This window comes from Mycobacterium sp., assembly GCF_029961025.1.
Classification (GTDB): domain Bacteria; phylum Actinomycetota; class Actinomycetes; order Mycobacteriales; family Mycobacteriaceae; genus Mycobacterium.
Genome location: NZ_JASBVP010000005.1, coordinates 67,836 through 82,712 on the forward strand (window position 1 = coordinate 67,836; position 14,877 = coordinate 82,712).

Here is a 14,877-nt window from a genome sequence, read left to right on the forward strand (position 1 = left end):
GCGCCCAGGCCGCCGATCGAGTGAGGAGATGCCCGATGTCCCGGTTTGTCGACCGCGTCGTCGTGCACGTGCGCGCGGGCGCCGGCGGTAACGGCTGCGTCTCGGTTCGCCGCGAGAAATTCAAGCCGCTCGGCGGCCCGGACGGCGGCAACGGCGGACGCGGTGGCAGCGTGGTTTTCGTCGTGGATCCCCGGGTGCACACGCTGCTGGACTTTCACTTTCGCCCGCATCTCGTCGCGCCCTCGGGCAAGCACGGTATGGGCGGCAACCGTGATGGCGCCGCCGGCGAGGATCTGGTGGTCAAGGTGCCCGACGGCACCGTCGTCCTCGACGAGAACGGCCGGTTGCTGGCCGACCTGGTCGGCGCGGGCACCCGCTTTCAGGTCGCCGCCGGCGGCCGCGGCGGGCTGGGCAACGCCGCGCTGGCGTCGCGGGCCCGAAAGGCGCCCGGGTTTGCGCTGCTGGGCGAGAAAGGCCAGGAGCGCGAGCTGGTGCTGGAGCTCAAGACCGTCGCCGACGTCGGGCTGATCGGGTTTCCCTCGGCCGGCAAGTCCTCCCTGGTGTCCGCGGTGTCGGCGGCCAAGCCGAAGATCGCCGACTACCCGTTCACCACGCTGGTCCCCAATCTCGGCGTGGTGTCCGCGGGGGGCGACACGTTCACCATCGCCGACGTGCCCGGCCTGATTCCGGGCGCGTCGCAGGGCCGGGGCCTGGGCTTAGATTTCCTGCGCCACGTCGAACGGTGCGCGGTGCTGGTGCACGTCGTCGACTGCGCCACCGCAGAGCCGGGCCGCGACCCGGTCTCCGACATCGACGCACTGGAAGCTGAGCTCGCGGCGTACCAGCCCACCCTGCGCGGCGACGCCGCCCTGGGTGACCTTGCCGAGCGGCCGCGGGCGGTGGTGCTCAACAAGATCGACGTGCCGCCGGCCCGCGAGCTCGCCGAGTTCGTGCGCGACGGTATCGCCGGGCGGGGCTGGCCGGTCTTCTGCGTGTCGACCATTACCCGGGAAGGGTTGCAGCCGTTGATATTTGCGCTTGCCGACATGGTCTCTGCGTACCGTGCGGCCCAGGCGCCGCCGGTGCGGCGACGGCCGGTGATCCGGCCGGTGCCCGTCGACGACGCGGGCTTCACCGTGGAACCCGACCCGCGGCACCCGGGTGGTTTCACGGTGCGCGGCGCGCGGCCGGAACGCTGGATTGCCCAGACCGACTTCGGCAACGACGAGGCCGTCGGCTACCTTGCCGACCGGCTGGCGCGCCTGGGGGTGGAGGACGAACTGCGCCGGCTGGGCGCGCAACCGGGCTGCGCGGTCAGCATCGCCGATGTGACCTTCGACTGGGAGCCGCAGACGCCCGCCGGCGTCGAGGTAGCGATGTCGGGCCGGGGCACCGACCCGCGCCTGGCCCGCAGTAACCGGGTCAGCGCCGCGGAACGCAAAGCGGCCCGCCGGCGGCGCCGCCTGCCCGATGAGGCCGATGACTAGCCCGGCCCGGGACGCCATCCGGTCGGCGCGGCGGGTTGTCGTCAAGGTCGGCACCACCGCGCTGACCACACCCTCCGGGGTGTTCGACGCCGCCCGGTTGGCCCGGCTTGCCGATGCCATCGAGGCGCGGATGAAGGCCGGCTCCGATGTGGTGGTGGTGTCCTCCGGTGCCATCGCGGCCGGTCTCGAACCGCTCGGGTTGTCGCGCCGCCCAACCGATCTGGCGACCAAACAGGCCGCCGCGAGCGTCGGACAGGTCGCGCTGGTGAACTCGTGGAGCGCGGCGTTCGCCCGCTACGGGCGCACCGTGGGGCAGGTGCTGCTGAGCGCTCACGACATTTCGATGCGGGTGTCACACACCAATGCCCAGCGCACCCTGGACCGGCTGCGGGCGCTGCACGCGGTGGCGATCGTCAACGAGAACGACACCGTGGCCACCAATGAGATCCGCTTCGGGGACAATGATCGGCTGTCGGCGCTGGTGGCGCACCTCATCGGTGCCGATGCGCTGGTGTTGCTGTCGGACATCGACGGGCTCTACACCCGGGATCCGCGCAAAGCGGCCGACGCCCGTTTCATCCCGGAAGTGACCGGCCCCCACGACCTTGACGAGGTGATCGCCGGCCGCGGCAGCCACCTGGGCACCGGCGGCATGGCCTCGAAAGTGTCGTCCGCGCAACTGGCCGCCGACGCCGGGGTCCCGGTCCTGTTGGCCGCCGCCGACGATGCGGCGATCGCGCTGGCGGACGCCTCGGTGGGCACGGTCTTCGCGGCCCGGCCCGCCCGGATGTCGGCGCGCCGTTTCTGGGTGCGCTACGCCGCGGAGTGCACCGGCTCGCTGACCCTCGACGAAGGCGCGGTGCGCGCGGTGGCGCGGCACCGTCGCTCGTTGCTGCCCGCCGGGATCACCGCGGTATCCGGCCGGTTTTACGGCGGTGACGTCGTCGAATTACGCGGACCGGACGCGGCCCTGGTCGCTCGCGGCGTGGTCGCCTACGACGCCACCGAATTAGCCACCATGATGGGCCGCTCGACGCCCGAATTGCCCGCCGAGCTGCGCCGGCCCGCCGTGCACGCCGACGACCTGGTGGTGATCTAAGGAGCGTGGGTCGGTAACAGGTCAGGTGTCGCGCGGGTGTGGCGACGGACCTGGAAATGTTTGGACCTGGCTTGCTAACACGCCGGATGGGATGACCGGTTGTGTTAGTGGTCAAATATGCGCGAAAACGCTGCCACCGGTCGCCAGCGTCGTGATTCACTAACCCAAGCCCACGCCCAAAGCCCGATGTATGTGTAGGCGCATCACGTGTATGTGTAGGCGCGAAAGTGCAGCCAGCGACACGTTTCCCGAGAGACACCGTCGCCACCGGCACTCTCGCGTCACACCCGATGATCACCCCTCGCCACCGCACCACAGACCAGGTTGGCAATACCGACCCGCGCTCGTAGCACCGTCGCCGTGGCGGTGGTCGCCGCCGGCGGCTCCCGGTGGACCTCACCCGGAGCTGTCCCGACGCGCGGGCGCCGGCCCCGGTGCGCCGAGATCGCCGACGAGCCCGCGGGCCAGCAGCGACAGCGTCTGCGAGCAGCCGGCGTCGATTTTGACGGTCGCGAGGTGGTCACCACGGGTGCGGCCGCGGTTGACGATGGCGATCGGGATACCCAGCGCCACCGCGTGCCGCACGAACCGGTAGCCGGAGAACACCGCCAGCGATGTGCCCGCAACCAGCAGCGCATCCGACCGGTCGATCAGTGAATAAGACTGTGCCACACGGTCTTTCGGAACACTCTCGCCGAAGTAAACGATGTCGGGTTTGAGAATCCCGCCGCAACACGGGCAATCGAGGTAACGGAACGAGGTGGTGTCGGCGACCACGGCGTCGGCGTCGGGAGCCACCGCCAGGCCGTCGACCGCCCCGGCCCGCTCCAGAAATCCCGGGTTGAGTTCCTGCAGCTTCTCGGCCAGCGCGGCGCGGCTCATCGTGTGTCCACACGCCAGGCACACCACCCGCGCGTAGCTCCCGTGCAGATTCACCACGGTTGTGCTGCCCGCCTTGGTGTGTAACAGGTCGACGTTCTGGGTGATCACCCCGGTCACCGCCCCGGCCCGCTCCAGCGCCGCCAACGCCAAGTGCCCGGCATTGGGCCGGGCGTCGTCCATGTGCCGCCAGCCGACGTGGTTGCGTGCCCAATAGCGTTGCCGGAACGCCGGATCGGAGATGAACTGGCCGATCGTCATCGGGTTGCTCGGCGGCGAATCGGGACCCCGATAGTCCGGAATGCCCGAGTCGGTGGAGATCCCGGCGCCGGTCAGCGCCGCGATCCGCCGACCGGCCAGCAGCGCGATCAGTTCGGCGGCCCACACGTGTCCGATCGTAGGCGCAGACGGCGGCCGGCTCGGCTCGACACCGCCCTTTCACCCGGGTGTGGCGGGGGGCGGTGGACAATGGCACACGATGAATTTCTTTAGCGCCTACAGCCACGGGTTCGTGCGTGTCGCGGCGTGCACGCACCACACCACGATCGGTGACCCGGCGGCCAATGCCGAGTCGGTATTGCGTATCGCCCGGGAGTGCCACGACGAGGGCGTCGCGCTGGCGGTGTTCCCCGAGCTGACGCTGTCGGGCTACTCCATCGAGGACATCCTGCTGCAGGACGCGCTGCTCGACGCCGTCGAAGGCGCCCTGCTCGACATTGTCGCGGGCACCGCCGATCTGCTGCCGGTGCTGGTGGTGGGCGCACCGCTGCGCTATCGGCACCGCATCTACAACACCGCGGCGGTCATCCATCGCGGCGTCGTGCTCGGCGTAGTACCCAAGTCGTATCTGCCTACTTACCGGGAGTTTTACGAGCGCCGCCAGCTCGCGGCCGGCGACGACGAGCACGGCACAATCCGAATCGGCGGCGCCCCCGCCCCGTTCGGCCCCGACCTGCTGTTCGCCGCGTCGGATCTGCCCGGTTTCGTGCTGCACGTCGAAATCTGTGAGGACATGTTCGTTCCGGTGCCGCCCAGCGCCGGGGCCGCGCTGGCCGGGGCGACGGTGCTGGCCAACCTGTCGGGCAGCCCGATCACCATCGGCCGCGCCGGGGACCGCGCGCTGCTGGCCCGCTCGGCGTCGGCACGCTGTCTGGCCGGCTACGTCTACGCCGCCGCGGGGGCGGGGGAATCGACGACGGATCTGGCCTGGGACGGGCAGACCATGGTCTGGGAAAACGGGGTGCTGCTCGCGCAATCCGAACGCTTCCCCAAAGGGGAGCGCCGTTCGGTCGCCGACATCGACACCGAGCTGCTGCGCGCGGAACGACTGCGGATGGGCACCTTCGACGACAACCGGCAACACCACCGGGACTGGGCAGAGTCGTTCCGGCGCATCGAGTTTCGGCTGGACCCGCCGCTGGGCGACATCGGGCTGCGCCGGGTCGTCGAGCGGTTTCCGTTCGTACCGCCTGACCCCGCGCGCCTGCAACAGGACTGCTATGAGGCCTACAATATCCAGGTCGCCGGGCTCAAGCAGCGGCTGCGCGCGCTGAACTACCCCAAGGTCGTCATCGGCATCTCCGGGGGGCTGGACTCAACGCACGCGCTGATCGTCGCCGCCCGCGCGATGGATCGCGAAAACCGGCCCCGCAGTGACATTCTGGCATTCACTTTGCCGGGGTTCGCCACCGGCGGACACACCAAAGCCAATGCGGTCAGGCTGGCGCAGGCGCTGGGCGTCAGCTTCGAGGAAATCGATATCCGCGAGACCGCCGAGCTGATGCTGTCGACGATCGGTCACCCGTTTTCACGCGGCGAGCAGGTCTACGACGTCACCTTCGAGAACGTCCAGGCCGGCCTGCGCACCGATTACCTGTTTCGCATCGCCAACCAGCGTGGCGGCATCGTGCTGGGCACCGGCGACCTGTCGGAGATCGCGCTGGGCTGGTCGACCTACGGTGTGGGCGACCAGATGTCGCACTACAACGTCAACGCCGGCGTGCCCAAGACGCTGATCCAGCACCTGATCCGCTGGGTCATCTCCTCCGGGCAGTTCGACACCCAGGTGTGCGAGGTGCTGCAGTCGGTGCTGGACACCGAGATCACCCCGGAGTTGGTCCCGGCCGGTGAGCAGCAGGAACTGCAGAGCAGCGAGGCGAAAGTCGGGCCGTTCGCCCTGCAGGACTTCTCGCTGTTTCAGGTGCTGCGCTACGGGTTTCGGCCCTCGAAGATCGCGTTTTTGGCCTGGCACGCATGGAGTGACCCGGGCCGCGGAAATTGGCCGCCGGGCTTTCCCGAAGACAAGCGATCAGCATACTCGCTCAAGGAGATTCGGTATTGGCTTCGGGTCTTCGTGCAGCGGTTCTACTCGTTTAGCCAATTCAAACGCTCGGCGCTGCCCAACGGCCCCAAAGTGTCTCACGGCGGAGCACTCTCACCCCGCGGGGATTGGCGCGCCCCGTCGGACATGTCGGCCCGAACCTGGCTCGAGGAGATCGAACGCGAAATCCCGGAGGCGTAGGCCGCGGGGAGCGGCCGGGGGGTAGCCGCGGGGAGCGGCCGGCGTCACGATGGTTCGGTGGAGGATGCTGTGAAACCGGCAACCGCATCGTCGATCGCCCGGCTCGACGGGGCGCAGTCGCCGGCTCCGGGCACCAGTGTCGCCAGCGCGCCCGCCACGCAGGCGCGGCGCACCGCCCGGACGTGGCCCGCGGTCCAGCCGGCGGCCAGCACGCCGGCGAACACGTCCCCGGCGCCGGAGGTGTCCACCACCGGCACCCGCGGCGCGGGGACGGCCAGGTCCTCGCCGTCGCTGCGGTAGGTGGCGCCGGCGGCCCCGCGGGTGATCACCAGATGCTTGACGGGCCACGCCCAGTGACCGGCTTCGGCCTCGTTGACGACGACGACGTCGGCCAGGCGGGCCAGCTCGGCCAGCCGATCCGGGTCGCCCCCGGCCGGTGAGGCGTTGACGATGACGGTCGCCCCGGCCGACCGTCCCGAGTGCGCGGCGGCGATCGCCGAGGTGATCGGAATCTCCAACTGCAGCAACAGCACATCGCAATCGGCGAGCACAGCACGCCAGTGCCCCGAGTCCAGCGCCAGGTGAGCGTTGGCGCCCGGGGCGACGACGATCGCGTTCTCGCCGGCGGTATCGACCATCACGATCGCCTGACCGCTGGGGCCGGGCACGGTGATCAGCCCCTCGGTGCCGACCCCGTTCGCGCGCAGATGCGCCCGCAGCCGCGCGGCCGCCGGGTCGTCACCCACCGCGCCGACGAAGTCGACCTGTGCCCCGGCGCGGGCCGCCGCCACCGCTTGATTGGCGCCTTTGCCGCCCGGTGCCGACCGCGCCGAGGTCGCCAGCACCGTCTCACCGGGGCGCGGCAGGGACCCGACGCGAAGAACCGTGTCCATGTTCACGCTGCCCACCACGCACACCCGGGGCTTCTTCGGCATTGCGCCGCCCGCCTTCCGTCCGCTCCCCACAACGAGCCCGCCTCAGTCCGCGCCGCCGATGCCTGGGGTCCGGCGCAGCCCGATGGCCGCTCGGCCGAGAATACGGCCTGTGACTGGCGGTTAGTAGCTCAACCCGGAGAACATGATTCGGCCGGGATCATACTTTTGGCGCACGGCGGCGAGCCGGGAGAGGTTCGGGCCGAAGTAGCGCGCCGGCGGCTGGGCCGCCTCGAGATAGTTCACGTAGCCGCCCACCGAATACGGGCGCACCAGCTGGTGTGCCGTGGCCAGCCAGTTGGTCGCCACCGCCGGGTCTCCGGATGTTTCGACATACCACTGAATCAGGGCCGACTGCCGGCGCCACGGAAAGGCGGTGGCCGACGGTGCCACGGCGGCCAGGGCGCCGTCGAGCGCGTGCATGATCACCAGCAGACGTCCCGCCGCCCGCGGGAAGGTGTCGACCGCCGCGGCGATCTGTTGGGCGGCTCCGGGGTTGATCGCCGGCAGAACATCGGATCCGCCGACATACCCCAGCGGTGACGGGTTGAGGTTGCCGACGGCCAGGTACCTCACCAGGTCCAGCCGGTTGAACGTATGGCTCTCGGTCCCGGTCGGCGGCATGCCGACATCCGACACGAGGGCCCGCTGCACCCGGTCGCCCGACCCGACCGGGCAGGTCGCAAGGATCCGGCACTGCGTACCCAGGGAATCAACGGTGGCGTCCGCCAGCGCCCAGTTGCGTTGGTCCGCGCTGCGCAGCCAATTTTGCCAACCGAGCAGAACCTGGGCGAACGCCTGCGGCGGGAAATGCAGATTGACGACGTCGACGTCCCCGGTGGGAAACGTCGCAAAAGTCAGCGAGGTGGTCACCCCGAAGTTTCCGCCGCCACCTCCGCGTAATCCCCAGTACAGGTCGGGGTTGCTGGTGGCCGACGCAGTGACCGCCCGGCCCCCGGGCAGCACCACCGACGCCGAGGTCAACCGGTCACAGAGCAGGCCCGCGTGCCGGGAATCGGCGCCCAGTCCCCCGCCCAGGGCGTGTCCCGCCGCGCCGACCGTGGGACAGGTCCCCGTGGGGACACCCCGCCCCACCCCGGCCAGCGCCTCGTGCATCGCATACAAACCGGTGGCCGGTGTCACGGTAACCTGCCCGGTGGCGGCGTCGTATTGGATTCCGCCGGGCAGTTGGCGCAGGTCGAGCACCATGGTGCCGGGTGCCGTGGACGCTCCCACGTAGGAATGCCCACCACCGCGCGGGGCAACCTTGAGGTTGTGGGCGGCGGCGAATGCCATCGCCTTTTGCACCTCGGCTACCGATGTCGGCGTGACCACCGCGGCCGGCACGGAGCCGTTGTAGTTGGTGTTGAAAACTTGCTTGGCCGCGGCGAATTGGCCACCGTCGGCCGGAAGCAGCACTTTCCCGCCGAGGGCGGTGGAAAGATCCTCCCAGCCGGGGGCGTTCGGAGCGGCGGTCGCCCGGGGTGCCCCGAAAATCACGCCGGCGGCTAACGCTCCGGCGGCACCCCGCAGAAACGCCCGTCGGGAGAGCTCACGCGCCAACGCCGCGCACCCGTGATCGCGCCATGTCCGGCATTGTCAACCACGCGACGGCAAAAACCGCGGTGCTGCCTGACGTGTCGCACGACAACACGTGAAAACGTGTCCGAACCTTACACGGGACCGGCTGAGCGAGGTGGGGTGCTGCCCGCGAGTAGGGTCAGGCCATGACCCGAGTTGTTCAGGCCCAGGTCTGTGTTGCCGGTGGCGGTCCCGCCGGCCTGGTGCACGCGTTGCTGCTGGCTCGTGCCGGGATTTCGGTTGTTGTCTTGGAAAAGCACAACGACTTCCTGCGTGATTTCCGCGGCGACACCGTACATCCGACGACGCTGCGAATCATGGACGAGCTGGGGCTGATCGACGAGTTCTTACGGCTACCGCACACCAAGATCGGCCGCGTTGCCTTTGACACCGACGGCACACTGCGCACCTTCGGCAACTTCAGTGCGCTTAAATGGCTTGGCTTCAAACAGCCCTATGTCGCGTTGATGCCGCAGTGGGACTTCCTCGACTTTCTCGCCGAAAAAGCCTCCGCCTACCCGGAATTCACCCTGTTCCGTAACGCCGAGGTGACAGGCTTGATCGTCGACGGGGAACGGGTGGCCGGAGTGCGCACGCCCGAGCTGGAGGTGCATGCCGAGTTGGTGATCGCCGCGGACGGGCGCACGTCGGCGGTGCGGGCCGCTGCGGGCCTGGAGGTCGTGCGGGCGTATTCACCGATGGATGTCTTGTGGTTTCGGCTGAGGTGGTGCCCGGGTGATCCCCGGGAGCTGTTCGGGGTGATCCGAAAGGGCTTTGTCATGGCCATGATCTATCGGGGTGACTACTGGCAGGTCGGTTATCTGGTCCCGAAAGGGGCGAACCCTCAAGACGGCTCGCTGGAGGCGTTCAAGCAGCGCCTGGTGTCGGTGCGGCCGCAGTTTCGTGAGCGGGTCGAGGATCTGCGCTCCTGGAACGACGTCAGCCGGCTCGACGTGCGGGTGGACCGGCTCAAGAGGTGGTGGCGCCCGGGCCTGCTGTGCATCGGCGATGCCGCGCATGCCATGTCGCCGGTGGGCGGGGTCGGCATCAACCTCGCTGTCGCCGACGCGGTGGCCGCAGCCAACCTGCTGTACGCCCCGCTACGCGACGGCCGGCTGCGCGCTGCCCACCTCGCCAAGGTGCAGCGCCGGCGGGAGCTGCCCACCCGGATCATCCAGGCCGGCCAGGTGTTTATCCAAAACGCCGCGATCAAGCCGAATTTGAGCGGTGACCTGTCCCCGTTCCGGATCCCGGCGATCGTCGGCCGGGGCCCGCTGCAGTTCATTCCGCCGATTGTCATCGGGCGGGGCTTTCGCCCCGAGCATGTCCGCACGCCGGACGCTCACGCCGCCTAAAGCGGCCACAAGTCGCGAAACACCGGTATCTGGGATACGGGTCGGATTACGCGCGTGCTAGGAACGGCGACTCTCCGGGCAACCCGGCGACCGCCCAAAATCTCCTCTTGACTCGCATCCGCAGGAACCGTTAGTCTGTTCGGCTTTGCATTGTTCGAGGAGTAGCTCGTGACTCAACAGTTGTCGCGCCTGACGCTGGCGTTGCAGCTCGACATGCCTGTCGACCGTGTGCAAGCCGGAAGGCTCGGGCCGCATCTACAGGGTGTTTTGATGGAGTCGATCGCCAGCGATTATGCGCAGACGCTTCACAGCTCCCGGGTAAACCCATATAGCCAATGGGCCCTGGGCCGGGCCGGTACATTGCTGGAGTGGCAAGTCAGCACCCTGACCGACGAGGCCAACACCCACATCGTGCAGCCGTTGACACAAGACAGCTTCTCGGGGTTTCGCATCCGAGCCACCGGGCTTTCGGCCACGGTCACCGGCCGGACGCTGGAACATTTGCAGCTGAGCGAGCTGTGGCGGACGTTCTACGCTCCACCCGAGGCGTATCGGTTCCGGGTCTGTTTTCTGACACCGACGGCGTTCAAACAGGCCGGTGAGTACGTGTTCTGGCCCGATCCGCGGCTGGTGTTTCAGAGACTTTCGATGAAGTACAGCGCGATCGTCGACGACGAGGAACCCGACGAAGGACTTGTCGATGAGTTCGGCCGGGCCATTCGTCTCACGTCCTTTCGGGTGGCGTCGCAGCGGTTTGCGATCGGAACGGCTGGTGTCCCCGGCTTCACCGGATCGGCCATGTTCACGGTGAAGGGCGCGGACTGCTTCGTCAGCTATGTCACGGCCCTGCTGCGGTTCGGGGAGTTCTCTGGCTGTGGAATCAAGTCGTCGCTGGGCATGGGCGCGATACGCGTCGAGCCGCTGCTTCCGACACGAAAGGACGCGTCGGAGTGATGGCGAGGGGGACCCGTTTGGTGGTCCAGTCGCTATGCGGCTTGGGTTTGGTGGGTCGTGGTCTACTGTAGAGCGAACTCGGTTGGGGTGAGCCCGCGGTGCGCGGAGTGGGGTCTGTTGGCGTTGTAGTCGCACCCCCAGTCTTCGATGATCACTTGAGGCTGCAGAAGTGAGTCGAACCGCCAGGAGTTGAGCAACTCGTCGCGCAGGTGGCCGTTGAGGGACTCGATCCAGGCGTTCTGCCACGGGGATCCGGGGTCGATGACCAGCGAGCCGACGCCGTTAAAACCGGCACCAGTCGTTGACCGCGTGAGCCACGAACTCGGGCCCGTTGTCGAAGCGCACGTAGTGCGGTGCCCCCGTGCTGCAGGGCCAGGCGGTCGAGGACATCGACGACGCCGTCGGCGTCGATGGCCCGATCACCATGGATCGCCAAGGCTTCACGGGTGAACTCATCGATCACGTTGAGCATCTTCACCATGCGCCCGTCGGCGGTGGTGTCGAATGCGAAGTCCATCGCCCAGATCACGTTCGGTCGGATCGGTGACATCGCGCCAACAGGCACACCGATGCCGGTCAGCCGCTTTTTCTTGCGGCGCTGCGGAACCCGAAGGCCTTCTTCGCGCCATAGGCGACGGATGCGTTTGTTGTTGACCTGCCAACCGGCTTTGCGGGCCGCGATCGCAGCTCGCCGCCACCCCCTAGCGCGATCGGTCGGTGGAGAACGCGCGTAGCCAGGCCCGCAGCCGGGCTTCCTCCTGGCTGGTCGGCGGTGTTTATAGGCGCATCGTGAAGCGGTGGATGCCGACCACCGTGCACGCTCGACGTTGCCAGACCCAGAACCGCTCGCGCAGCATCTCAACGGCGCTGCGCTTGCGGTTCGGGGTTAGAAGTTTCCCGCCGAGATCTCCTTGAGCATATCGATGTCCAGAGCCTGGTTGGCGACCAGCTTCGTCAGCCGGGCGTTCTCGGCTTTCAGCTCTTTGAGGCGTTTGGCGTCGCTGGCCTTCATCCCACCGTACTGGGCGACCCAGCGATGCCGCGTCGACTCAGCGATCTGCAGGTGCCGGCACACCTCGCTGAGTTCCTGTCCGGCCCCGAGGGGCTTGTTGCCCTCGGCGAGCTTGCGAATGATCTGATCCGGCGTATGCCGCCGACGCTTGTTCACCGCCATGTCGTTTCCGATTCTTCCTGCCCGAAACCGGGCATCAGAGTCGCACAACGACTGGACCACTACGAAGGGCTCACCTCGGGGACCATCCAGCCCTGGGCGCGAAAGGCCTTGCGCACTCGTTCCTTCTCCTTCCTCACTGCGCGCAACTCTTGTTCGGCGCGCACCCACGTTCCGAATATCCCGGTTAGGACGGCCGAAACCATTAGGAAGGCTAATATGAGCTGGAGTCCTCCTCAACGGTGGGCGCATGTAGAGCACGAGCGGGAAAGACGAATCCTGCGACACACTAAAGCAATTCGCCCAAAACCGCGATTTCGCCGATTGGCACGTAGGTTTGTCCCGCCAACAGTCACACGCGAACACCGGCGGGATCGTGTAACAAGACTGCATCCCTCCGCCACCTCCGGCCGTAGGTGACGGCGCCGCAATGATTCCTCAGCTTAATATTGGCCGCCGGCCAGCTATCGGGCGTCAGGGGGCAGGTTCCAAGGGCAGTAGAGGACATCGCTGCAGGCGAGTTTGTCTGCGACTTTGTAGCCCGGGATCCCGTTGGTTTCCAGCTGATATGTCTCTAATCCCTGCGCCTTCACGGCGGAAAGTTCCATATCACCATGGGGCCACCCTGGTCTGGGTCCGTCAACGATGACAAGAATCGGGAGTCGGCGCTGTTGTCGGCCGTGCTGTTGCCGGGGTTGGCCGAGTATCCTGGGCTGCCCGCCGCTGCGCACCATTGGCAGACGCCGCCGTGGTGTGAGCAGGCGCACGGATAGGGCGTCGGCAAAGTCTTGTACCGTCCCGCAGTGGTGGGCGCAGGAGCCCCTAGCAGAAAAATTTCCGAAATGCCACACACAGTCGGTCTAGCTGTGCATAAACTACCGTCCGTTTGGAACGGCAGTATATTTTGGGGGACGGATGTTTCGCTCAGCACTCATCGAGGCGGCAGTCGCAGCAGCCGTAATCGGCTTGCCGGCTACGGCTGACGCGGACATGGGATCAGTGGCGGCGTCACGGAAAGGTGGAGTCCCGACACCACCTAGTGAGTTCCACCAATGCCCATCAGGCACCTACCGGGACGCCGATGGTGATTGCGTCGAAAGGCCTGATCAGAACACGAACAGCGCAACAGCCATCTGTTGCGATGGCTCAGAGTCCCACTCCAAGCACCGGAGTGGCACCTGCTCGGGCCACGGCGGCGTGTGCCAATGGAACACGCCGGGCGCGGGCTACTCCGACAACCCCGAGAACCGATCCGCCGGCAAACAGCGCTGGGTGTGAGCGCGGCGCTGCGGCGCAGCGGGTCGTGTCTCTCTCTGCGGACAGTTTGCTAATTTCGGGCGATTATCCCCGGCGCGTCAGCAAATGAAAATGCTTTGACCCCCATGGAGGCTCTTCAACTTTGGCCGGGCAGGTAGCCCGTTGATCTTGGTCGGCGTGTCTAACAACTGAAGGCCCTTGGCCTTCTGAAGTCTGAGTGTGGCCCCGCATTCAGGCCAGGAAGGAGCCAAGGGCTGTGTTTGACGCTACGACAGTGTTGTTCGGGCTGCCAGGAGTGCGGGTTGAGCGTGTCGAGCGCCGCGCCGACGGCACCCGAGTAGTGGATGTGGTCACCGACGATCCGACGGCGGCGGCATGCCCGTCGTGTGGGGTGGTCTCGACGTCGGTGAAGGGCTGCGTGGTCACCTCGCCGAAGGATATCCCTTATGGTGAAGGCCCTATTGTGGTGCGCTGGCATAAAATTCGCTGGCGATGCCGAGAAGACTCCTGTCAACGGGGATCGTTCACCGGGGCGATCACCGAGGTGCCGGCCCGCGTCCGCAGCACGCTTCGGCTGCGTGTGCAGATGGCCAAGCAGTCGGGGACGCGGCGCGCTCGGTAGCCGAGGTCGCCCAGGCCCATGGCGTGTCGTGGCCGACCGCGCATCGAGCGTTTGCCACCCACGCCACGACGGTGGTGACCGAGCCGGCGCCTACCCCGGTGCTGGGCATCGATGAAACCCGCCGGGGAAAGCCCAGATGGGAACGTTGCGCCCAGACCGGCCGGTGGTTGCGGGTCGATCCGTGGGACACCGGGTTTGTGGACCTGGCTGGTGATCAGGGCCTATTGGGGCAGCATGAAGGCCGCAGCGGCGCCGATGTGATCGGATGGCTTAACGCGCACACCGCGGTTCCGGGAAAGAATCAAATACGTGGCCATCGATCCCGCCGCGCCCTACGCGTCGGCGATCCGCACCCCTGGGCTGCTGGCTAACGCGCAGCTGGTGGTCGACCACTTCCACCTGACCAAGCTGGCCAACGACGCCCTGACCAAGGTGCGCCACCGAGTGACCTGGCAGCTGCATGATCGGGCCGCAAGATCGACCCGCAGTGGGCCAAACGGCGTCGCCTGCTGACCGCCAGGGAACGCTTGTCGGATGAAAGCTTTGCCAAGATGTGGAATCGCATTAGCGCCGAGGATCCCAGCGCGCAGATCCTGTCGGCCTGGATCGCCAAAGAGGAGAGGAACTGCGCACCCTGCTGTTGACCGTGCGCGTCGGCGGGGACCCCCACCTGGCCCGTCACCGCCTGCACCGCTTTCTGGCCTGGTGCATCGACTCGCAGATCCCCGAACTGCTCACCCCCTAGCGAGCACCGTCGATTCCTGTGGTCCGAGATCAACGCCTTCCTGACCACTGGGATCACCAACGTCCGCACCGAGGGCTACAACCGGCTACTCAGGCAGGTCAAACGCGTTGGCTGCGGGTTCCGCAATCGGCACAACTCTACCCTCCGGATACGATTTCACTGCACCCGCAAACAGCGGGCCGCAACCCAGACTTCACACCGATTGCCCGGTTAAAGTCGAAGAGCCCCTATGATCTTCGATTCGAATGACGGGCGCGATTTGCCATATCGTCCA

The 14,877-nt window shown here is 67.3% G+C and carries 12 protein-coding genes and 1 pseudogene; 9 read left to right on the plus strand and 4 right to left on the minus strand.

Features of this window, described 5'->3' with window-relative positions:
* Positions 1 to 35: 35 nt before the first annotated feature.
* Entirely contained in the window at positions 36 to 1,487 is a 1,452-nt protein-coding gene (gene obgE / locus QJR12_RS06785; protein WP_300580078.1) for a GTPase ObgE, read from the plus strand.
* Positions 1,480 to 2,586: a glutamate 5-kinase gene (gene proB, locus QJR12_RS06790; protein ID WP_300580079.1), complete on the plus strand. Its 1,107-nt coding sequence runs from the start codon at positions 1,480 to 1,482 to the stop codon at positions 2,584 to 2,586. The genes obgE and proB overlap by 8 nt, the downstream gene beginning before the upstream one ends.
* A gap of 396 nt (positions 2,587 to 2,982) precedes the next feature.
* On the opposite strand, the gene QJR12_RS06795 is transcribed toward proB, so the two are convergent.
* Positions 2,983 to 3,852 carry an NAD-dependent protein deacetylase gene (locus QJR12_RS06795; protein ID WP_300580080.1) on the minus strand — a complete coding sequence of 290 codons (870 nt, stop codon included), beginning with the start codon at positions 3,850 to 3,852 and terminating at the stop codon, positions 2,983 to 2,985.
* A 91-nt stretch (positions 3,853 to 3,943) separates the two neighbouring features.
* Here QJR12_RS06795 and QJR12_RS06800 point away from each other — a divergent pair, with 91 nt between their 5' ends.
* A complete protein-coding gene (locus QJR12_RS06800; RefSeq protein ID WP_300580082.1) occupies positions 3,944 to 5,986 on the plus strand; it encodes an NAD(+) synthase in 2,043 nt (680 codons plus the stop codon).
* A gap of 44 nt (positions 5,987 to 6,030) precedes the next feature.
* Here the strand turns inward: QJR12_RS06800 and QJR12_RS06805 are convergent, their stop codons facing one another.
* Both QJR12_RS06805 and QJR12_RS06810 read right to left on the minus strand, forming a co-directional pair.
* Entirely contained in the window at positions 6,031 to 6,921 is an 891-nt protein-coding gene (locus QJR12_RS06805) for a ribokinase (RefSeq protein ID WP_300580083.1), read from the minus strand.
* Between the two features lie 120 nt (positions 6,922 to 7,041).
* Positions 7,042 to 8,481 (minus strand): FAD-binding oxidoreductase, encoded by a 1,440-nt coding sequence (locus tag QJR12_RS06810; RefSeq protein WP_300580084.1) that lies wholly within the window; start codon positions 8,479 to 8,481, stop codon positions 7,042 to 7,044.
* 164 nt (positions 8,482 to 8,645) lie between these two features.
* Here QJR12_RS06810 and QJR12_RS06815 point away from each other — a divergent pair, with 164 nt between their 5' ends.
* Together QJR12_RS06815 and cas6 are read left to right on the plus strand one after the other, a co-directional pair.
* Positions 8,646 to 9,854: an FAD-dependent oxidoreductase gene (locus QJR12_RS06815; RefSeq protein ID WP_300580086.1), complete on the plus strand. Its 1,209-nt coding sequence runs from the start codon at positions 8,646 to 8,648 to the stop codon at positions 9,852 to 9,854.
* Positions 9,855 to 10,022: 168 nt separating this feature from the next.
* Entirely contained in the window at positions 10,023 to 10,808 is a 786-nt protein-coding gene (gene cas6 / locus QJR12_RS06820) for a CRISPR-associated endoribonuclease Cas6 (RefSeq protein ID WP_300580088.1), read from the plus strand.
* Positions 10,809 to 10,870: 62 nt separating this feature from the next.
* On the opposite strand, the pseudogene QJR12_RS06825 reads toward cas6, so the two are convergent.
* Positions 10,871 to 11,982: pseudogene (locus QJR12_RS06825) on the minus strand (IS3 family transposase).
* A 987-nt stretch (positions 11,983 to 12,969) separates the two neighbouring features.
* Here QJR12_RS06825 and QJR12_RS06830 point away from each other — a divergent pair.
* The 4 genes from QJR12_RS06830 to QJR12_RS17725 all read left to right on the plus strand — a co-directional run bounded on the left by QJR12_RS06830 (position 12,970) and on the right by QJR12_RS17725 (position 14,817).
* Positions 12,970 to 13,257, plus strand: coding sequence for a DUF3761 domain-containing protein (locus QJR12_RS06830; RefSeq protein WP_300580463.1), 288 nt, complete (start codon positions 12,970 to 12,972; stop codon positions 13,255 to 13,257).
* Between the two features lie 235 nt (positions 13,258 to 13,492).
* Positions 13,493 to 13,858 (plus strand): transposase family protein, encoded by a 366-nt coding sequence (locus tag QJR12_RS06835; RefSeq protein WP_300580089.1) that lies wholly within the window; start codon positions 13,493 to 13,495, stop codon positions 13,856 to 13,858.
* Positions 13,859 to 14,167: 309 nt separating this feature from the next.
* Positions 14,168 to 14,371, plus strand: a complete 204-nt coding sequence (locus tag QJR12_RS06840) for a transposase (RefSeq protein WP_300580091.1) — start codon at positions 14,168 to 14,170, stop codon at positions 14,369 to 14,371.
* A gap of 284 nt (positions 14,372 to 14,655) precedes the next feature.
* Positions 14,656 to 14,817: a hypothetical protein gene (locus QJR12_RS17725; protein ID WP_366526297.1), complete on the plus strand. Its 162-nt coding sequence runs from the start codon at positions 14,656 to 14,658 to the stop codon at positions 14,815 to 14,817.
* Positions 14,818 to 14,877: the final 60 nt, after the last annotated feature.